The sequence below is a fragment of the Actinokineospora terrae genome (assembly GCF_900111175.1).
GTDB classification, from domain to species: Bacteria; Actinomycetota; Actinomycetes; order Mycobacteriales; family Pseudonocardiaceae; genus Actinokineospora; species Actinokineospora terrae.
Window position 1 is genome coordinate 151307 of record NZ_FOGI01000006.1, and the last position, 19961, is coordinate 171267.

Annotated in this window: 17 protein-coding genes and 2 pseudogenes; 9 read left to right on the plus strand and 10 right to left on the minus strand. The window is 71.7% G+C overall.

Annotated elements, in window-relative coordinates; translation table 11 throughout:
* Positions 1-2 precede the first annotated feature (2 nt).
* A pseudogene (locus BMY07_RS35415) lies at positions 3-473 on the minus strand (DedA family protein); the annotation flags it as partial.
* A gap of 171 nt (positions 474-644) precedes the next feature.
* Between BMY07_RS35415 and BMY07_RS14695 the strand changes: the two are divergent.
* From BMY07_RS14695 to BMY07_RS14715, 5 genes and pseudogenes are all read left to right on the plus strand, one after another.
* Positions 645-1321, plus strand: a pseudogene (locus BMY07_RS14695) (response regulator transcription factor).
* The gene (locus BMY07_RS14700; protein ID WP_092778592.1) at positions 1314-2351 is read left to right on the plus strand and encodes a sensor histidine kinase; all 1038 of its coding nucleotides are present in this window, start codon (positions 1314-1316) and stop codon (positions 2349-2351) included. The pseudogene BMY07_RS14695 and the gene BMY07_RS14700 overlap by 8 nt, the downstream one beginning before the upstream one ends.
* Positions 2352-2413: 62 nt before the next feature.
* Positions 2414-2932: a hypothetical protein gene (locus BMY07_RS14705; protein ID WP_177215588.1), complete on the plus strand. Its 519-nt coding sequence runs from the start codon at positions 2414-2416 to the stop codon at positions 2930-2932.
* A complete protein-coding gene (locus BMY07_RS14710; protein WP_092778593.1) occupies positions 2929-3342 on the plus strand; it encodes a hypothetical protein in 414 nt (137 codons plus the stop codon). The genes BMY07_RS14705 and BMY07_RS14710 overlap by 4 nt, the downstream gene beginning before the upstream one ends.
* A 222-nt stretch (positions 3343-3564) precedes the next feature.
* Complete coding sequence (locus BMY07_RS14715) at positions 3565-3858, plus strand: hypothetical protein (RefSeq protein ID WP_143073494.1); 294 nt, start codon at positions 3565-3567, stop codon at positions 3856-3858.
* Between the two features lie 493 nt (positions 3859-4351).
* Here the strand turns inward: BMY07_RS14715 and BMY07_RS14720 are convergent, their stop codons facing one another.
* The 3 genes from BMY07_RS14720 to BMY07_RS14730 form a co-directional block, all read right to left on the minus strand.
* Positions 4352-4780: a pyridoxamine 5'-phosphate oxidase family protein gene (locus tag BMY07_RS14720; RefSeq protein WP_092778595.1), complete on the minus strand. Its 429-nt coding sequence runs from the start codon at positions 4778-4780 to the stop codon at positions 4352-4354.
* Between the two features lie 75 nt (positions 4781-4855).
* A complete protein-coding gene (locus BMY07_RS35420) occupies positions 4856-4999 on the minus strand; it encodes a zinc-binding dehydrogenase (protein WP_245782391.1) in 144 nt (47 codons plus the stop codon).
* 165 nt (positions 5000-5164) lie between these two features.
* Positions 5165-6055: an AAA family ATPase gene (locus BMY07_RS14730; protein ID WP_092778596.1), complete on the minus strand. Its 891-nt coding sequence runs from the start codon at positions 6053-6055 to the stop codon at positions 5165-5167.
* 136 nt (positions 6056-6191) lie between these two features.
* Between BMY07_RS14730 and BMY07_RS14735 the strand changes: the two genes are divergently transcribed.
* Positions 6192-6806, plus strand: coding sequence for a TetR/AcrR family transcriptional regulator (locus BMY07_RS14735; protein ID WP_092778597.1), 615 nt, complete (start codon positions 6192-6194; stop codon positions 6804-6806).
* Positions 6807-6911: 105 nt separating this feature from the next.
* A complete protein-coding gene (locus tag BMY07_RS14740; protein ID WP_092778598.1) occupies positions 6912-7475 on the plus strand; it encodes a nuclear transport factor 2 family protein in 564 nt (187 codons plus the stop codon).
* 1 nt (position 7476) lies between these two features.
* Here BMY07_RS14740 and BMY07_RS14745 read toward each other — a convergent pair whose 3' ends face one another.
* Together BMY07_RS14745 and BMY07_RS14750 are read right to left on the minus strand one after the other, a co-directional pair.
* Positions 7477-10227, minus strand: a complete 2751-nt coding sequence (locus BMY07_RS14745) for a polysaccharide lyase family 8 super-sandwich domain-containing protein (protein ID WP_218150668.1) — start codon at positions 10225-10227, stop codon at positions 7477-7479.
* Positions 10228-10303: 76 nt separating this feature from the next.
* The gene (locus BMY07_RS14750) at positions 10304-11254 is read right to left on the minus strand and encodes a CE1 family esterase (protein ID WP_092778601.1); all 951 of its coding nucleotides are present in this window, start codon (positions 11252-11254) and stop codon (positions 10304-10306) included.
* Positions 11255-11498: 244 nt separating this feature from the next.
* Between BMY07_RS14750 and BMY07_RS14755 the strand changes: the two genes are divergently transcribed.
* Positions 11499-13001, plus strand: coding sequence for an alpha/beta hydrolase (locus tag BMY07_RS14755; protein WP_092778602.1), 1503 nt, complete (start codon positions 11499-11501; stop codon positions 12999-13001).
* A gap of 18 nt (positions 13002-13019) precedes the next feature.
* Here the strand turns inward: BMY07_RS14755 and BMY07_RS14760 are convergent, their stop codons facing one another.
* From BMY07_RS14760 to BMY07_RS34330, 3 genes are all read right to left on the minus strand, one after another.
* On the minus strand, positions 13020-13370 hold the full coding sequence (locus BMY07_RS14760; RefSeq protein ID WP_092778603.1) for an ArsR/SmtB family transcription factor: 351 nt from the start codon (positions 13368-13370) through the stop codon (positions 13020-13022).
* 21 nt (positions 13371-13391) lie between these two features.
* Positions 13392-14717: an MFS transporter gene (locus BMY07_RS14765; RefSeq protein WP_092778604.1), complete on the minus strand. Its 1326-nt coding sequence runs from the start codon at positions 14715-14717 to the stop codon at positions 13392-13394.
* A 65-nt stretch (positions 14718-14782) separates the two neighbouring features.
* Positions 14783-15295 (minus strand): hypothetical protein, encoded by a 513-nt coding sequence (locus tag BMY07_RS34330; RefSeq protein WP_092778606.1) that lies wholly within the window; start codon positions 15293-15295, stop codon positions 14783-14785.
* Positions 15296-15431: 136 nt separating this feature from the next.
* Between BMY07_RS34330 and BMY07_RS14775 the strand changes: the two genes are divergently transcribed.
* Positions 15432-19469, plus strand: coding sequence for a SpoIIE family protein phosphatase (locus tag BMY07_RS14775; protein WP_218150669.1), 4038 nt, complete (start codon positions 15432-15434; stop codon positions 19467-19469).
* Here the strand turns inward: BMY07_RS14775 and BMY07_RS14780 are convergent.
* Positions 19466-19960: a pyridoxamine 5'-phosphate oxidase family protein gene (locus BMY07_RS14780; RefSeq protein ID WP_092778608.1), complete on the minus strand. Its 495-nt coding sequence runs from the start codon at positions 19958-19960 to the stop codon at positions 19466-19468. The two genes, BMY07_RS14775 and BMY07_RS14780, sit on opposite strands and share 4 nt — an antisense overlap.
* Between the last annotated feature and the right edge of the window lies 1 nt (position 19961).

The window sequence follows — 19961 nt, forward strand, 5'->3', positions numbered from 1 at the left end:
TTGCGGTGCCCGTAGGACTCCAGGACCCGCTTGCTGTGCGCGACACCGCTGTGCAGGTGCCGGTTGCGCGAGCGCTCCAGCAGGGCGGTCCCACCCCGGCGGCCGATCACGTACCCGGCCTGCGCGCCGAGCAGGGCCCCCGCCGCCGCTGCCGCGATCGTCAGCGGCAACGACAGGTGCAGCGACGTGCCCGCGGGCGTCGCCGCCAGCACCCCGGCGGTGAACAGCAGCGAGTCCCCGGGCAGGAAGAACCCGATGAGCAAGCCGGTCTCGGCGAACATCACCAGGAACACGCCGAGCGCGCCGAAACCGCTCAGCAGGGAGTGTGGATCGAGCACGGGCATAGGGGTCCTTCGCAGCCGGTGGTGTGTGCCATCGACGTTAAGGACCACCGGGTGCGCCCGCGGCGAGCGCAAGGTAAGCGGAAGGCAAAGCGCCGCAACGTTTGCCTTCCGCTTGCCCCCAGCGTCCATCGGCCGACCTAACGTCAAGGTGGCGAGAGGAGCGACGATGGAGGTCTTGGTGCTGGTACTCGTGTTCGCGATCTCGGTCGCGGCGGGGATGGGCCTGCACGGCCTGCTAGAGCGGTACCGGTGACGAGCCCATCAGGAGAAACCGCGGCGGGCGCACTAAGGTCCCCGGGTATGGCCCGCGTGCTCCTGGTCGAGGACGACGAGACGGTCGGGGCCGTGCTGAGCGACGGCCTGCGCAGGCACGGCCGCGACGTGCGGTGGGCGCGCACCGCCGCGGCCGCGCTCCCCGACGGAAACGCCTTCGACCTGGCGCTGCTCGACCTCGGCCTGCCCGACCTCGACGGCATCGAGGTGTGCCGCAGGCTGCGCGAACGGCAGCCGCAGTGCGTGCAGGTGATCCTGACCGCCCGCACCGCCGAGGTCGACGTCGTCCTCGGGCTGGAGGCGGGCGCCGACGACTACCTGACCAAGCCGGTGCGCCTGGTCGAGCTGCTCGCGCGGATCCGGGCGCACCTGCGCCGGGAGTCGATGGGCGCGGGCGCCCAGGTGCTGGAGTTCGGCGCGCTGCGGGTCGACCCGGCACCCGGCGGGTCACTGTGGACGGTCGGGAGGTCGCGTTGCGGGCCAAGGAGTTCGAGCTGCAGCGGTTGGCGCGCGAGCCGGGGATCGCGGTGCGCCGGGAGGACCTGATGGCCGACGTGTGGGACGCGCACTGGTACGGCTCGACCAAGACGCTGGACGTGCACGTCGCCGCGCTGCGCCGGAAGCTGGCCGCCGCGGGCGCCACCCCGGAGATCACCACCCTGCGCGGCTACGCCTACCGGCTGGAGTCCCCGGCGGATGCGTAGGCGGATCGTCGCCCTCGTCGTGGTGGCCGCGGCCCTGGCCATCGCCCGGATCGAGGCGGGCGAGGTCGTCGAGGCCGACACCGCCGACGAGTTCGTCGTCGTGATCGCCATCGCCAGGGGCGACGACGTGGTGGGGATCATCCGCGCGGCGAGCCCGACGATCGAGTACTACCAGCGGACCGGGCTCACCTGGGTGCCCATGGTGCTGCTCGGCGGGGTCGCGCTGGCGGGCACCTGGCTGGTCGCGCGCGGTCAGGCGCGCAGGCTTGCCGAGCCACTGGAACGGTTGGCGGGCATCGCGGCCAGGCTCGGCGAGGCGGACTTCACCGCGCGCGCCCGCGACAGCGGCATCCCCGAGGTGGACTCCGTGGGCTCGGCGCTGACGCTCACCGCGCAGCGGCTCGACGCCCTGCTGGAACGGGAGCGCGCGTTCACCGCTGACGCCTCGCACCAGCTGCGGACCCCGCTCGCCGGGCTGCGGCTGCAACCGGAGTCGGCGCTGGAGAACCCCGACGCCGACCCGCGTCGGGCCATCGCCGCTGGGATCGACACGACCGACGTGCTGGAACGGACCATCGACGACCTGCTGGCGCTGGCCAGGGACGTGCCATCGGTGGTGAGCACCGGCCAGGTGGGGGAGATCCTCGACGGGCTGGCCGGGCAGTGGCGGGCGGTGCCGGCCGACCGGGGGCTCGGGATCGAGGTGACCGGGGAGGCCGCGGCGGCGCTGGTGGCCGGTCCGGTGCTGTGCCAGGTCGTGGCCGTGCTGCTGGACAACGCGGTCCGGCGCGGCGCGGGGGAGGTCCGGCTGGCGGCTCGTGCGCTGGGCGACACCGTGGCCGTCGACGTCACCGACCAGGGCGTCGGACCGGCGGCGGGCACCGACGTGTTCCGGCGGCGCGCGCACGACAGCGGCGGCCACGGCATCGGCCTGGCGCTGGCCCGCAGGCTCGCCGAGGCCGAGTGGGGACGGCTGCGGTTGCTGCGGACCGACCCGACTCAGTTCACCCTGGTGCTGCCGACCCGCTGATTTGCCCTCGGCTAACCCCAGGCTGACCCGGCTGGCACCGAGCGGTTCCTGTCGTTGGCGGCATGCCCCAGAGTCCCCAGCGCACGAAACCGTTGCGGCGCAAGCGGCGCCGCCTCATCGCCCTGGTACTGGCCGTCTTGCTCGTGTACCCGATGGTGACTTATGTCCAGGTGCTGGCGTACCCCGGACAAGCGAGCTTCGCCGCGCGCACCGTCGACTGGTTGCGGCAGATGGGTCTCGACGCACCGGTCAACGCCATCGAGAACTGGTGGTACACACGCAAGCAGCCCGGCACCGACGCCCCAGCTGTCGACGCGCTGCCCTCGACGCGCGCCCCCGGGGTGGCCGCACCGGGATCGCGCCCAGCCGATCTCACTGTCCATTCAGGACTTTCGGGTGAGGGCAAGTGGGTTCCCGGTGCGCGGGCGGCCAACGGCGGGGCGGCGCTGTACACGACACTCGTCCGACCTGACCCGGGACACGGCAGCGTGGTCGCCGGGGTGGCGTGGCTCAACCAAGACCTGACCGCGGCCACGCTCATCCCCGGTACCCGCGAGCCCGGCAGAACCTCGACCTGGTGATCGACGGCGGTCAGGCAGTGCCGGGGCTGGACCAGAACGCGGCGGAGCGCTGGGGCAACGCCCGCAACCAGTTCCAGTACGCCTGGCGCTCCGGCCTCGGCCTCGACGCGCACGGCAACCTGATCTACGTCGGCGGCGACCAGCTCACCCTCCGAACCCTCGCCGACGCGATGCTCCAGGCAGGCATCACCCGCGGCCTGGAACTCGACATCCACACCGGCATGGTCGTCTTCACCGCCTACCGCCCCGACGCACCCACCACCGCCCCGACCCGCCTCCTGCCCACCATGAGCAGCCCGCCCGACCGCTACCTCGTCCCCGACCAACGCGACTTCTTCGCCATCGCGATGCGCACGCCCGAGTCCCGTCCGGCGCAAAGGTCCCCGCTCCAAGGAGTTCCAGTCCGCTGACGGCGTCCACCTCGGACGCGGACTGCGACGAAGGGGTGAACATCCGGCCCGGTTCCTCGCCGCTCGGTGTGCGGGTGGATGACCGCCGTGGTGCTACCGAGAGGCGTGTTGGGCTGTTGAGCGGGTTCCGGTGGTCGACCGGCTCGGGGCCGCCGATCTCGCCCTACTGTCGTTGGTGTGGGAAATTTTCCCGACAACCGAGCGAAAGGTTCACCTCAAACCATGAGCAGGCTCAGGTCAGCGATAGGTGTCGTGTTGGCGGCAACGGCTCTGACGTGCGCGGCCGCGATCCCCGCGTCGGCCACCACCGCGGCTCCGGCCAGTGTGCTGGAGAACCGCCAGCAGTGCCGTGCCGACACGGTCCGCGTCTACAGCGCGCCGGACGGGAACGGCTACTGGACGGGCGCCGTCATCCACAACGGGATCTACGTCAACGTCGACGACCACTACAACGGCGTCTGGTGGCACATCAACGCCCCCTACGGCGGCTGGGTTCTCGCCGAGTACTTCTGCTGAGCCGTCTTCGCGTGGTCAGGGCGCCGCGGATTCCGTGATGAGGTTGCGGTGTCTGGTGATCAGGCCTAGTCGGTCGGTGGGGATCATCACTTGGTGTAGGGACATCGACAGGACTAGGTGTTGGTGGTCGTGCCGAGTAGGACGCACATGACGGGTGCGACCACCACGGCCGCGGTGATCGCTCGGGGTCTGCCGATCCGGGCGGTCACCGGGCCGACCGCCGCGGAACCGCCCAGGCCGGTGCGACCTTGCCGATCCCATCGGCGCAGGTCGTCGTGGCGGATGCCGCGAACAGTTTCCAGAACGAGCTGTCGAGAGCATGGGCACGTCGGGACAAGGACTTCCACCTTCGGAAACGGGAGCGCGCTTCCGCTCAGGCGGTGATCGTCCTCCCGGAGAGGCGGAAGCGCGGGACGGTGTGACTGCTCACCGCTACCGCCTCCCATCACCTTCTCCTTGACGCTGAACCACAGCAGCGCCGCCCCGCTGGAGGTCAGTAGGCGAAGCGGTGGACGGTCTCCGGGTGGAGGACCAGGCGCACCTGGTCCTCGGCCAGCAGCGCGGCCAAGTCCTTGGCGCGGATGGGGTCGTCGAGGTCCCAGTAGCGGGCGGCCAGGCGGGAGGCGAGGTCGTGGGCGCCGTCGAGTTCGATGGTGACGGTGCCCGCGACCGAGATCCAGCGTTCACGCTCGCCCACGGGAGCCGCGACGACGATGGAGGCACGGGGGTCGCGGCGCAGGCGGCGGACCTTGACGGTCTCCGGCCCGGTGAAGAGCTGGACGGTGCCGTCCGCGGTGGCCTCGAACCACACGGGGCGGGGTTGGGCCGGGACCGGGCCCGCGGCCACGGACAGCAGCCCGTGCAGCGGGCGCTGGAGGAACTCCAGGTCATCGGCGGTCAGCGAACTGGCGTCGGTGCTCATCACGGCCCTTCCGGTGGGTGCTCGGTTCACACCCAGTCAACACGAACGCCGCGGGCAAGCTAGCACCACGCCGGGTCAGGTGAAGTCCAGCACCAACCGGCCGCGGACGCCGCCTGCCTCCAGCATGTGGTGGGCCTCGACCGCCCGGGCCGCGGGGAGTACCTCGGCGACGTGCGAGGTCAGGGTGCCGTTCTCGGTTTGGCGGCGCAGGGTGTCCATCTGAGGTGAGGCCGTCCGTCACCATCACCGGGTGCACGTGGATGCCGCGGTCGGCAGGACCGGCCCAGCCGCGCAGCTCGGCCAGGTGTCCGCCATCCGCGACGGCCGGTAGTACCTCCGCGGTCTGTGCCGAGCCGTCCACGAGGCCGGGCACGCCGTCAGGTATCACTGCGCGAATCCGAGATGCCACGCCACTTCCGCGCTCCACGACGTGGTCGGCGCCGAAGCCGCGCACCCGTTCGACATCACGTCCCGCAGCGTCCGCGACAACGACGTCCGGGTGGCCGACGGCAACCGCTTCGCCCGGCGCGCGAACTCGGCCTCCAGCGCTTCGGCGACGCCTGCCCGGTGGTGGGCGCGGTGGACGGGCAGGCCGAGCGGACCGGCGTCGCGGCCGAACTCCAGCAGCGCCAGCGGGTTGCCGCCCGCCTCGGCGACGATCCGGTCGAGCACCTCGTCGTCGAGGCCGGGCCGTGCCGTCGAGCGCAGCAGCGACCGCGCGTCGGCGTCACCGAGCCCGGACAGCGGCAGGTGCGGGAGGTCGGAGAGCCCGGGGCAGCCTGCCCTGGTGGCGATGACGACGGCGATCCGCTCGGCGCCGACCCGGCGCGCGACGAAGGCCAGCACCTGCCTGGTGCCCTCGTCGGCCCACTGGGCGTCGTCGACCACGCAGCACACCGGCCGCCGCCTGGCCAGCTCGTGCAGCAGGCCGAGGACGGCGAGACCGATCACCAGCGGGCTCGCCGTCGTGCCACCGCCGAGCCCGAACACGGACTCCAGCGCCTTGCGCTGCACCGCGGGCAGGGCGGCGCGCTGCTCGACCACCGGCGCGCAGAGCTGGCGCAGGCAGGAGTAGGGCAGGTCGCGCTCGAACTCGCTGCCCGCCGCCCGCAGGACCAGCCACCCGTCGAGGCCCGCCAGCGCGCTGTCGACCAGCGCCGTCGTGCCCATCCCGGCGGCACCGACCACGACCACCGCCCCGCCCTGGCCGCCGCGCGCGGACCGGGTGAGCTCGTCGAGCACCCGCGACTCGTCCCGCCGGGCGACGATCGACATGGCGCTCCTCCTCGGGGTGCTAACGACGATAGCTATTCTAACGTTGTTAGATCCCGAGAGGCGTGCCCGGGCCGAGGGGAGGGCCGGGCGGGGGCGGACCGGCGTTACGATCGGCTACCGCGAGCGAGGGAGGGCGATGTCGACCGGCACTCGGCGGGAACGAGAACGGGCGACCGTCCGCGAGAGCATGGTCGCGGTCGCGTTGGCCCTGCTGGAGCGCGAGGGCGCGGCCGCGCTGACCGTCCGGCGGGTGGCGGGCGAGGTGGAGTACACCGCGCCGGTGGTCTACCAGCACTTCGCCAACAAGCAGGCGCTGCTGCTGGCGCTGGTCGAGGTCGGCTACGAGCGGCTGCGCGAGCGGATGGCCGCGGCCGCGCGGACCGCGACGACGACCGACGACCGGCTGCTGGCGCCCACCGGGGCCTACGTGCGGTTCGCGGGCGACAACCCGCACCTGTACGCGCTGATGAACAACACCGCCGTCGACCCGCACGACCGGTTCCGCGCCGCCGCGCCGATCACCCGCCTGGTGGTCGACCTGATGACCGGGTGGGCCGCCGAGCACGGGGTCGTGCTGGCGAGCCCGGTGGAGGCGTGCGAGGTCGCCTGGGGGACGCTGTACGGGATCGCGAGCCTCGGCCAGCTCGACACCATCGGCTTCGACCGGGCCGCGCACCTGGCCGACCGCGCCCTGCGCGCGCTCATGCTGACCTGGCGGACCCACCCGGACGGCGACTACCCGGCTGCGTAGTCGGCCGATCTACGCAATCCTCGCGGACGCGGCGTGCCTCGCCGCCACGGCAGGGTCGACCTCGACGGACCCGCGCCGAGGGTTCCCGATCGAGAGGCCCCCGCCATGTCCCGCACCGCCCGCCGCCTGCTCACCGCGACCGCCCTGGTCGCCGGACTCGCCCTCACCTCGTCGTCCCTCTCGGTGGCCGAGCCCGCGGGTCCGGCAGCCGCGCAGGACAGCGCGCACCGGCACTTCCCCCGGATCGTCGAGCAGTGGGCCGACGCCTGGAACCGCGGCGACGCGAACGCGCTGAGCGCCCTGTTCACCGCTGACGGCACCTACACCGACCACGCCTTCCAGGCGTCGTTCACCGGTCGGGCGGGTGTGAAGCAGTGGGTGGAGCTGACCAAGCGCGCCATCACGCCGCTCCACGCCACTGTCCACACCGCCTTCCGCTCCGGCGACCAGGTGGCCGTGACCTGGACCTTCAGCGGCACCTCCACCGACCAGAACCCGTTCACCCCGCCCAACAACCCGGCAGGCCGGTCCTTCGCGGTGAAGGCGACTTCCGTCTTCACCCTCCACCGCGACCACATCGCCACGGCCGACGACTACTACAACCTCGCCGACCTGCTCCGCCAGGTCGGTCTCCCCGCGGGCCCGTTCACCCCTCCCGGCCAGGGCTGAGTCAGCTGACTACCTCCAGCACCGGTCGGGTCGCCGCGGTGTCACGGCTGTCGAACTCCAGGGCGAACGCGCTGCCTGACAGGCCGAACGACACGCTGGCGGGGTTGGCCGCCACCGCCGCCGTCACGTCCAGACCGATCCAGTCGGTGGTCTTGCTGATCGGCACGGTCGAGAGCGCGAAACCCAGTGATGGCTGGTTGTTCCAGGTCACCCCGGTCTCGGTCCACGATCCGGTCACCGCGCGTGCCGTCACGGTGGAATGCGTGTTCTCGCCGTCGTTCACCCTGCCGCGCAACCACAGCACCGCTCGCTTCGGTGGCGCGGCCAGCCCTGGGGTGAATCGCAGATAGGCTCGTCGTGAGTAGCCGGGGGCTGTCGCCGCCTTGACTATGAGGCGGCCGGTGCTGAAGTTCTGGTCCGCGTAGGTGCCGTCGCGCACGTAAGCGTCGGCCGCGGGGGTGAAGGTCAGTGCGGTGCCTGGCACCACGGGTGATCCCGTGCCGAGTCGAACTGTGCGGCTGGCGCCGAGGGTTCCGCCTAGCTCGACCAAGAGCGTTGTCACGGGGGAGGTCCGCAGGACGGTGACGCCGGTGTCCGCGTCCGCCGTGGTGAAGCCGTTGTCCGACAAGGTGATCGTCACGGTGGTCGTGGTGCGGGTTGGATCGGACACGGCCACGGTCAGGACCGGCCCCACTTGGCGCAAGAGCACCGAGCACGGGCCGTCCGCGATGATCGACCCGCAGGTGCCCGCGGCGAAGAAGTTGGCCGCTCGCACCGTGCCTGCCGCGATTCCCTGCACCGTGGACGTGTTCGCCACGACGGTCACACCAGGTGACGCGCTGCGTGCCGCTGTTGTGGTGTCCGAGGCGCCGGGCAGCACCATGTAGGCGTAGGAAGCGTTGACGGGGTCTGTGCCGTGGTCGTGCCACAGGGTGAGGAAGCGGCGGGTGATCGCAGTCGTCGGGCCGCCTGAATCGATGGTTCGCCACGAGCCGGTGCGCACGGCCCGGGACGCGGAGACCGGTGAACCGCCGAGGAACAGGTACCCGCCGAAGCCGCCGATGTGCGCCCAGTTGGCGCTGGGGAACGCCTTCGACCAGCCGAGGGTGGCCGGCTGGTTCACACCGTCGACGACCAGCGCGTTCGTCCCGGAGGCGCCGAGGTTGCGGCTATCCACCATGGACTCGACCGGCACGCCATCGGTGGCCGTGATGCCCGCGCCCAGGCACACCACGGCATCATCCAGGCAGAACCACGACTTGCGGCCGGTCAAGGTCGACTGCAACCCCGTGACGTGCTGGCCGATCGCCGCCGCCACGCCGTCGGAGGCGCCGCCCGCCCAGGTGTTGGTCGGTACGGTCGCGTTCCACGGGCCACCCGCCTCGTCCGCCAGCACCTTGCGGGACACGGTGACCCCGGGCAGTCGGTAGGGGTCCACGGTCGGCCAGAACGCGTCGGAGTAATGCCCGTCGTCCTGGCCCCACCAGTAGGTCATGCCGCTGCCGGTGTGCCAGCCACGCAGGTTCTCACCGTTGCCGGTCTCGTAGAACGTGCTGCGGAGCGAGTGCATCGAGACCATGAACGTCCACAACGGACGCCGGTGCACCGCGCGGTCCATAGCGCCGAAGACGTGACTCGACGGTGGGTGCGCGGCAGCGGGAACACCCGCGTTCGCCAGGAGCGCCAGCGCGCGTGCCAGGTCGGGTACCGCCAGGTGGTCGGTGTAAGGCGCGTAGGTGCCGCGAGTGATCCACCCCTTCGCCATCGCGCGCCAGCGGTCCGACTCGGTGGGCGTGGCCAACCCGGTCGAGGCCAGCAGCACGATCGCGCCGACGATGTTGTGCCCGCGCTGGTGGTCGTCCTGGTCGGAGCGGGCGATGCCGCGCCCGGACACGGCGTCGCCGACGAGTCCGTTGTGGATGAAAGGCGCGAAGGTCGACTCCACCGAGTCGAACAGCACCTGCCGGTTCGGGTCGGTCACCGCCCACGACGACCCGGCGAGCAGGTGCAGCACCTTGGTCAACCCGCTGAGCAGCACCGCGCCGTACCCGCCCGCGTAGGGCACCCGGGTGTGCTGCACGAACGAGCCGTCCGCGTACAGGCCGTCCCCGGTCAGCACGGTCGGCAGCACGGGTGACAACCCGTCCCGCGCCGAGGTGATCTTGGCGGAGTCCTCGCCGAGGACCCCGCGCAACGCGATCACCTGGCAGAGGTCCACGCGGTTCGCCCCGGTGCTCTTGTCCGTGTACTGCGCCAGTTCGGAGACGGGGACGTGGTAGTCGATCGCCGCCAGTTGTGACGCCAGGAGAATTGACGGCACCGGCACGAGGCAGCAGATGTCCACCAGCTTCTGCGGCGCGCCGATCCGCCAGTCCCACCAGTTGTCGTAGGGGGAGCTGCCCGCGGTGTAAGCGTTGTCCACCATCCATTGCAGACCGGTGATGATCGACGCGGCCATGTCCGGCGAACCCGTCTGGCCCGTGCCCGGTTGCGCGTAGGCGAGTGCCATCACGCGCAACCGGGCGTAGGTGTTGGTGACGTTCGCCGACTTCGTCCCGATCGGGCACTCGGGCCACACACCTGAGCTGGTGACGACCATGTTGTCGCGGTAGGTGGTGGCCGCGTTGCCGGTGTTGATGAGAGCACTGTGGAATGGTTCAGCGGCCGGGTCGTAGCCGACACCGACCAGCAGGTCGCGCCATCGAGCGCGCAACGCGTCGTAGGGGGCGGCGGCGAACGCGGGAACGTTCACGCCCAGGACTATCGCCGCCGCCGACCCCGCTACGAGGAAACCCCTTCGGGACAGGGACATCTGCGTGGCCGCCGATTCAGGAGATGATGAAGGGGGTCAGCGGGTGCGCGGCGAAGAAGTCCCAGATCACCTGGTGCGCCTGGATCTGGCCGGTCGTCTTGCCCGGTCCGCTGAACACGTCCGCGCCCGGCCACGTGTGGTCGCCGGTGAGGATCTTGTAGTGCGCGACGGCGGTGTTGCGCACGCAGGAACCCCACGTGTACCGCACGACCTCGCTGCTGAGCTGCGTCGAGGTGGGCGTCGGCAGGCAGGTGTCGCGGTCGGCCCAGGTCTGCGCCCAAGGCAAGATCGACGGGACGGGCTTGGTGCTGTCACCGGTGTAGGCGATGACCGAGTCGGCGGTGCCGTGGAAGTCGATGATCGGCACCTCGACCGGCGTCGCGCAGTCCGTGCCGGGGTAGAACGCGCCCGCGACCGCGCCGAAGGCGGCGATCCGCAGCGGCAGCCTGCACGCCAGCAGTGCCGCGAACCCGCCGCCGTTGGACTTGCCGACCGCGAAGATCCGCACCGGGTCCACGCACAGCGTCGCCTGCAGGTGGTCGAGCAGGTCGGCGACGAACTGGACGTCGTCGACCGCCGCCGCGTAGGGCGCGCCCTGCCACGCCCGCTCGCCGCCCTGCCCCTGGACGCCGTCCGGGTAGACGGCGATGGTGTCGAGGCTGTCGATCTTCGAGAAGCGCTCGATGTCGGCGCCGTCGCCCTTGCGCCCGTGGAAGGCCAGGACCAGCGGCTTCTGCTGGCCCGCCTGGTAGGTCGTGGGCAGGTGGATCTGGTAGCCCCTGGTCAGGTTCCCGGAGGTGATGGTCTGCGCCACCGACTGCCCGAGCGGGAGGGTGGTCGTCGTGTTCTGGCACCCCGCCGAGTGCACGGGATAGTTGTGCGCGGGCGGATCCGCCTGCGCCACCCGCGGAACTGCCACCCCCGCGAGGACCGAGAGCGCTACGACACCGAGCTTGCTGAACCGCATGGACACCCCTGTTGTTTCGGCACTACGCCTGCGGACCGGGTCGACCGGTCCGGCCGCACACCTGCTCCACGCCCGGTCCGGCCCGCGGGGTTGCACCATTGTCGATCTTCGTGGACTCCGTTCGTCGAGATGCGACATACCGGACGGATTCGCTTGTCCATCAAGGGATCCGGGCGCCGCGGTGGACCGTGGTCCGGGTGGGTGGTGCTGGACCGGTGGTCGGGTTTGTCCCTATGGTCTAGACATGATCGGACGGCGGTGGGTGGTCGGCGCGGTGGTGCTGGCCGTGGCATTCGGCGGCATCGTGCCCGCGGTGGCCGAGGTGTCCGGGTTGGCGTGGGGGCAGTGCCCGCCCGATCCGGCCGGGAGCGATCCGCGGCTGCGGTGCGCGGTGCTGGAGGTGCCGCTGGACTACCGGGCGCCGGGCGGGCGCAAGATCGAGATCCGGGTGTCCCGGCTCGCCACCGCGAAACCCGGACTCCGGCGCGGGGTGTTGCTGCACAACGGAGGCGGGCCTGGTCAGGCCAGTCTGCACCTGCCGAGCCGGTACGCGCAGGCGTACTCGCGGGAGGTGCTGGACCGGTACGACCTGATCGGGTTCGACCCGCGCGGCGTCGGCTACAGCACGCCGATCACGTGCGGCCGCTCGCCCGCCGAACTGCCCAACGAGTGGGTCATGCCGTTCCCGGCCGCGGATGGCTCGATCACCGGGAATGTCGACTACGCAAGGGATCTGGCCCGCGACTGCCTCAAGCACGGCGGCGACCTGGTCCGGCACGTGACGACGGCGAACACGGCTCGCGACATGGACCGGATCCGGGTTGCCTTGGGGGAGAGGAGGATTTCGTACTCCAGCGGTTCCTATGGCAGCTACCTCGGTGCGGTGTACGCGTCGTTGTTCCCGGAGCGGACCGACCGGATCGTGTTGGACGGCAACGTCGATCCCAACCGGGTGTGGCACCGGCAGTGGGCGTTGTGGGACAGCGGCGCCGAGTTGCGCTTCCCGGACTTCGCGGCCTGGGCCGTGCGGGAAGGAGGGTTCGGCGCGACTCAAGACCAGGTGCGGACGGGATTGCTGGCGTTGGCCAAGGAGCTTGACCGATCACCGGTGACGCACCCGAAGGCCGGGCCGGTCAACGGGAACCTGTTCCGGGCGATCTTCCGGGCGTACTCGTACCACAGCCTGTACTTCCCGGAAATCGGCGCGTGGTGGCTGTTCCTGACCGGCCGCGGCCCGGCCCCCGCCTGGGGCGATCCGGAGCTGGTGCCCGGGGTGCCGCAGGACAACTCGGTCGCCGTCCTGATGGCGGTCACCTGCGGCGACAGGTACTGGCCGCACGACATCGCCCAGTACCGGCGCGAGGTCCGGGTGAACCGGGCGCGATACCCGATCCTGGGCGGGATGGGCGCGAACATCTGGCCCTGCGCCTTCTGGCCCGAACCCCTCGAACCCCCCACCCGTGTCACCCCCGAAGGCCCCACCAACGTCCTCCTACTCCAAACCCGCCGCGACCCCGCCACGCCCTATGCGGGAGCCCTCGGCATGCGCGCCTCCCTCGGCCCCCGAGCCCGCCTGATCACCGTGGACACCGGCAACCACGGCGCCTACGACCCCACCACCCCGTCCTGCGCGATCACCGAGACCCACCGCTTCCTGGCCACCGGCACCCTCCCCAGCCACGACCTGACCTGCGAGCCCGACCCAACCCAGACCCGGGCGACGGGGTTCGTGCCCCTGCTGCGGTGACCGATGCCCCGGGTGCGGTCAGTCGTGCTCGGGTAGGCCCGCGGCGTGGTGGTGGGCGGTGTGGAGGGCTTCGGCGAGCATGTGGCGGACGTGGGTGCCGGTGGCTCGGTAGAGGGCTCGGCGGCCGTCTCGGCGGAGGGTGACCAGGCCGGTGAGGCGGAGTTTGGCCAGGTGCTGGGACACCGCGGGGCGGGCGATGCCGACGGCGGTGGCGAGGGTGGTGACGTCGTACTCGGTGCCGCACAGGAGCCAGAGCATGCGCAGGCGGGTGGGGTCGGCGAGCATCCGCAGCGAGTCGACGGCGACCACCACGTGTTCCGCGGGCGGCAGCTGTCGCCAGTCGGGCTCGGCGCGGCGGGGGGCGTGCATGGTGGGACATTCTCGCAGCTCTTACCGGCGTGCGACCGGCCAACGGCGGTGCACGCGGTCGATGACGTAGTGGTGCGTGTGCCGCCACCCGCCGGAGCAGCGGACAGCGTCACCGAGGTGCGGGTCACCGGCGGGCAGGTCCGCGTGCACGTGCTCCACCGAGTCCGCGCCTCGCCACGCCCGCGCGCCGAAGACCAGGCCCGCGCCCGCGACCAGCGCCAGCACCCCCAGGGTCGCGGCCGGGCCGACGACGCCGCCCAGCAGACCGGCGAGCAGGTACGTCACCAGCCACTCGGCGTGCGACAAGGCGTACTGCGCGGCGAACAGCGCGGGCAGGTCGTCCGGATGCGCCGACGCCCGGATCAGCCGACCGACCGGGGTCAGCACCGCCGAGTACGCCACCCCGAGCGCCAGCCACAACCCCAGCAGTGGCCCCCACCGCACGCCGGTCCAGAACACCGCCGTACCCGCCACCATCAACGCCACCAAAACCCCGCCCGCGCCGACCATCACCCGCCGCTGCGGCCGCCGGTCGAGCAACCGCGGCAACGCGAGCGCCGCGCCCATAGAGCCCGCCGCGAACACTCCTAGCGCTACCGCGACCGCTGTCGGCCCCATGCCGAGGTCGCCGCGCACCAGCACGACCGTGTTGACCAACACCATCGCGCCCCCGGCCGCGGCAGCCAGGTTGAGCCCCAACTGTGCCCGTAGGCGCGGGGTGTGGCGGTAGGCGCGAATGCCCTTGATCGTGCGTTCGGCCAACGACGTCGAGGTGTCCGCACGGGCAGGCAGGGTAAGAGTCGCGATCAGGACAGCGGACACCAGGAAACCGGCAGCGGTACCGACGAACAGCCAGGAGAAGGTGATCGCCGTGAGCAGCGCCGCCGCCAGGACCGGGCTGACCACGCCCTCGACGTCGTAGGCCAGGCGAGACAGCGACAACGCGCGGGTGTAGTCGCGTTCGTCGGTCAGGACCCGGGGGATGACCGCCTGGAACGCCGGGGTGAACGTCGCCGCCGCGACCTGCAGCACCGCGACCAGGGCGACCACCTGCCACACCGCGTCCACCCAGGGCAGCGCCAGCGCGGCCCCGCACCGGACCAGGTCCGTGGACACCAGCAGCGCCCGCCTGCCCACCCGCTCCGCCACCGCGGCGGCCACCGGCGCGACCAGCACGTTGGCGACCATCTTCACCGCCAGCACCCCGCCGAGCACCACGCCCGCCCCGGCCCCCGCGAGGTCGTACGCCAGCAGCCCCAGCGCCACCGTGGTCAGCCCGGTGCCCACCAGCGCGACCACGTGCGCGACCAGCAACCGCCGGTACGTGCGGTTCGCCAACGCGGACATGGCGCCGAATATATGTGCTCAGGTACGCACGCGACAACGTGGCAAGTGCCAGTGATGTGCGGGTGTCAGCCGTGCGCCGGCAGTTCGAGCCCGACGACGGCCGCGCCGAGGGCCAGTTCGGCGCCGAGGACGATCAGCCGCTGCCACGCGGGCAGCCGGACGCGCCGGACGGCCAGGTAGCCGATCGCGGCGAGCGCCGAGACCAGGGCGATCGTCGAACCCTTCAGGGCGGCCTCGACCCGCCAGACGCCCGCCGCGGCCAACCCGAGGAAGACGAACGGCAGGGTGACCGCGCCGAGGGCCCCGGCGGTCACCCGCACCATCCGGCCGAACTCGGCGCGGTCCGGCAACACCGCGTGCACGGCGAGGTGCGACACGATGTCCGCCACCAGGACCGCCAGCAGGGTGCCGGTGACCGTGATCAGCAGGACGGCCGCGGCCTCGCCCGCCTCACCGCCGTGCGAGCGCAACGCGAGGACGACGGCGAGCGCGGTGAAGGTCAGGTAGACCCGTTCCTTGAGCCGCGCCGCCCGCTCCCGCGCGTCTTCGCTGCCGGACTCCGCCCGTGGTTCAGCCATGCGCGTCAGGCTGGTTCGGGCGCGCCACCACCCCGCGTCGCGGACTCCCGCGGGCCGGGGTTTGGGCCTGTCGGCGGGGGAGGGGCGTGGTTGACTACCGCCTGCGAGACCGGCGCGGAGCGGACGGAGTACGGCGGTGACGAGGTCGGGTGGGGGCGATGTGTTCGCCGCCGATGCCGAGGTGGGGCGGGATCTGGCGGCGGTCGACTGGGCCGGTGGGCCGCTGGGGGAGCCGTCGGGGTGGCCGCAGAGCCTGCGGACCGCGGTGAGCATCCTGCTGTCGTCGCGGTTCCCGATGTGGTTGGCGTGGGGGCCGGAGCTGACGTTCTTCTGCAACGCCGCCTACCGCCGCGACACGCTGGCGCGCAAGTACCCGTGGGCGCTGGGGCGGCCCGCGCGGGAGGTGTGGGCGGAGATCTGGACCGACATCGGGCCGCGCATCGACACCGTCATGACCACCGGGCAGGCGACCTGGGACGAGGCGCTGCTGCTGTTCGTGGAGCGCTCCGGTTTCCGCGAGGAGAGCTACCACACCTTCTCCTACAGCCCGCTGCGCGACGAGACCGAGGCCGTCGTGGGCATGTTGTGCGTGGTCAGCGAGGACACCGAGCGGATCATCGGCGAGCGGCGGATGGCGACACTGCGCGACCTGGGCTCCGACCCCAACGCGCAGCGCACCGAGCAGGAGGCGCTCGCCTTCGCCAGGGACCAGTTGGCGCGCAACCCCCGCGACCTGCCGTTCACCCTCACCTACGCCACCCAGGGCGACCCGCGGTTGACCAGCGCGACCGGTGTGGACATCGAGTACCCGGCCGACATCTGGCCTCTAGCGTCAGAACCGCAGCTGTTGGAACTCGACCCCACGGTGTTCCACGGCCTTGGGAACGGCGACTGGCCCGCGCCTCCCACCCGCGCGTTGGTCCTACCGCTGCGCGACTACGGGTTCATGGTCGCCGGGTTGAACCGGTTCCGGCCTCTAGACGACGGCTACCGCGGCTTCATCGACCTCGTCGCGGGCCATGTCGCCGCCGGTATCGCCAGCGCGCGCAGCTACCGGGCGCAGCAGCAGCGAGCCGAGGAACTCGCCGAGCTCGACCGCGCCAAGACGACGTTCTTCTCCAACATCAGCCACGAGTTCCGCACGCCGCTCACCCTGATCATGGGCCCGGTCGAGGACATGCTCGCCAGGGCCGACCCCGCGACGAGCGAGGACCTGGCGATCGTGCACCGCAACGGGCTGCGGCTGGGCAAGCTGGTCAACACGCTGCTCGACTTCTCCCGGATCGAGGCGGGCCGGGCGCGGGCGCGCTACGAGCCGGTCGACCTCGCCGCGACCACGCTGGAACTGGCCAGCGTGTTCCGCTCGGCGATCGACAAGGCGGGCCTGGACTTCGTCGTCGACTGCCCGCCGCTACCCGAGCCGGTGTACCTGGACCTGGGCATGTGGGAGAAGGTCGTCCTCAACCTGCTCAGCAACGCCGTCAAGTTCACCTTCGACGGCTCGATCGGCGTCTCGGTGCGCGCGGACGGCCCCACGGCGGTCGTCACCGTTAGCGATACCGGCGTCGGTATCCCGCACGAGGAGATTCCCCGGCTGTTCGAACGCTTCCACCGCATCGAGAACGCGCGGTCGCGATCCAACGAAGGCAGCGGTATCGGCCTGGCGCTCGTGCAGGAACTGGTGGGACTCCACGGCGGCACCATCGTCGGGGACAGCGTCGAGGGCGAAGGCACTCGCTTCACGATACGCCTCCCGTTCGGTCGCACGCACCTGCCCGCAGACGCCGTCGCACACGACCAGACCGCCAGTGCCGTCACCATGACTGCAGACCCGTACGTGCAAGAGGCGCTGCGCTGGCTACCTGGCGAGCACGACACGCTCGCCGTCCCTAGCACCGAGATCACCGGACAGGGCGCGACGGTTCTAGTCGTCGACGACAACGCCGACATGCGCGAGTACCTCGACCGGCTGCTCACCACCGCGGGCTACGGCGTCCGCACCGCCGTTGACGGGCTCGACGCCCTGGAGATCGTCCGCACCGCGCCGCCGCAACTGGTGGTCAGCGACGTGATGATGCCCAGGTTGGACGGTCTAGGCCTGGTATCCGCCCTGCGCGCCGACCCGCGTACCGCCGCCGTGCCGGTGTTGCTGCTCTCCGCCCGTGCGGGCCAAGAGGAGTCCATCGAGGGCCTGCACGCGGGCGCCGATGACTACCTGGTCAAGCCGTTCGCGGCCGCGGAGCTGCTGGCCAGGGTCCGGGCGAACGTCGAGCTGGCCCGGTTGCGCAACCACCACGCCCGCTGGCACGCCGCCCTGGTCGACTCGCTGCAAGAGGCGTTCTTCGTCTGCGCGGAGGACGGGGCGATCATCGAGGTCAACACCGCGTTCGCCGACATCCTCGGGTACGGCCAAGAGGGACTGCCCTACCTGCCGCCGCACCCGTGGTGGCCGGACCCGGACACCGATCCCGAGGGCCACCAGCGCGCGCTCGACGCCTTCACCAGCCTGATCGGCGGCGAGGTGGGCGTGCGCCCGGTCGTCCCGGTCGTGCACCGCGACGGGCACCGGCTGTGGATCAGCGCGACGCACAACCAGACCCAGGACCCCGACTCCGGCCGGACCGTCACGGTCGGCACCTTCCGCGACGTCACCGCCGAGCACCACGCCATCCAACGCGACAGCGCGCTCGCCGCCCTCAGCATGCGGGTCTCCGTCGCGACCAGCCTGCCCGAGGCGTTGTCCGGGGCGCTGGAGGAACTCGCGGGGCTGTGGCGGGCACCGCGTGTGCTCGCCGTGGTCGGCGCGCACGGTGCCGACCCGGCGATCACCAGCACCGACCCCGCCCTGACCTGGGTAGACCTGCCCGAGCGGCTCAGGTCTGCGCTCACCGCGCTGCGCGCGCACCCGACCCTGGCCCCGGTGACCGAGCCGGGCGTCGGCGTCGGGATCAGCCTGGACCACCCCGAGGGTCCGATGGTGCTGTGGCTCGAACTGCACCGGCACCGGCCGTTCACCCACCAGGACGAGCTGTTGCTGTCGCTGCTGGCCGGGCACCTCGCCCAGGGACTGTCGCGCGCTCACCAGATCGACCAGCAACGCCAGACCGCGCTGGCCCTGCAACGCGCGATCCTCGGACCGGCTCATCTGCCCGCCGGGTTCGTCGTGCGCTACGAACCCGCCGCGAGCCCGCTGGAGGTGGGCGGCGACTGGTACGACACGGTCCCGCTGCCGGACGGCCGGATCGGCGTCGTGGTCGGCGACTGCGTCGGCCGCGGGCTCAACGCGGCGGCGGTGATGGGGCAGCTGCGCAGCGCCTGCCACGCGTTGCTGCTGCAGAACGCGGGCCCGGCCCGCACGCTCATGGCGCTCGACGACTTCGCCGCCGACGTGCCCGGCGCGGTGTGCACCACGGTGTTCTGCGGCGTGCTCGACCCGGCCACCGGCACGCTGACCTACTCCAGCGCGGGCCACCCGCAGGCGATCGTCACCGACCCGGATGGGTCCGCCGCCTACCTCGACCAGGCCTCGGCGACCCCGCTGGCCGTCCAACCGCCGTTCCAGCGCCCCGAGTCCGAGTGCGTGCTCGCCGCGGGTGCGACCCTGCTGGTCTATACCGATGGGTTGGTCGAACGCCGCCGCCGCGCGCTGTCGGTCGGCATCTCCCAGGTAGTCGACACGATGGAACACGGCCGCGACGGCCAACTCGACCTACTCGCCGACCAGGTGATGACGCGCCTAGCCCCAGACGGCGGCTATGACGACGACGTCGCGATCTTGCTCTACCGCCACCCCGCGCCTCTGGACCTGACCTTCGCCGCAGAGGCCCACCGACTCGCCCCCGCTCGCCACGCCCTACGCGACTGGCTGATCCGGTTCGCCGTGCCCACCGCCACCATCGAGGATGTTCTTGTGGCGGTCGGCGAGGCGTGGGCCAACGCCATAGAACACGGCTCCCGCGACAACACCACCGGCCCAGTCCGCTTCCACGCCGAGATAGCCGGCCCGACCCTGGACCTCACCACCACCGATTCCGGCAGCTGGCTCCCCCCAGACCCGGCCCGAAGCCCCCACCGCGGCCGCGGCATCTCCCTGATGCGCGCCCTCATGCGCCAGGTCACCATCACCCCGAGCGCATCCGGCACAACCGTCCACATGACCACCCGGATCGTCTAGCTCCCCTCGGCCAGGTCGACGACCTCGTGCTCCCCACCCTCGTAGCGCTCACCGGTCGCCTTGCTCTTGAGGAAGCTCAACGCGGACGCGACCTTGCCACCGGGCGTGTCCCAGTACTCGGCCGTCGTCGGCGTCACCTTGATCAGCACCACCGACGGGTCGTCCGGGCCCTGCGGCAGCCACGCCTCGACCCACGCGTTCCACAGCTCCCGCGCCTTCATCCGGTCCTCGACGACCACCGCGCGGCCGTCGATGGAGATCCAGGTGTCCGAGCTGGTCAGGGTCAGGCCCACGTGCGGGGACGCGGTGATGTGCGCGACCTTGCGGGACCCGCGCTCGGCGAAGAACCACATGTCGCCGTCGAACTCGGTCTCCTGCTGCGCCATCGGCCTGCCGACGAGGTGGTCGTGCTCGTCCCGGGTGATCAGCATCCCGATCCGGATGCCCCCGGCGAGCTTCGCCAGCGTGCGAACGGGGTCGTGGTCGGCCATG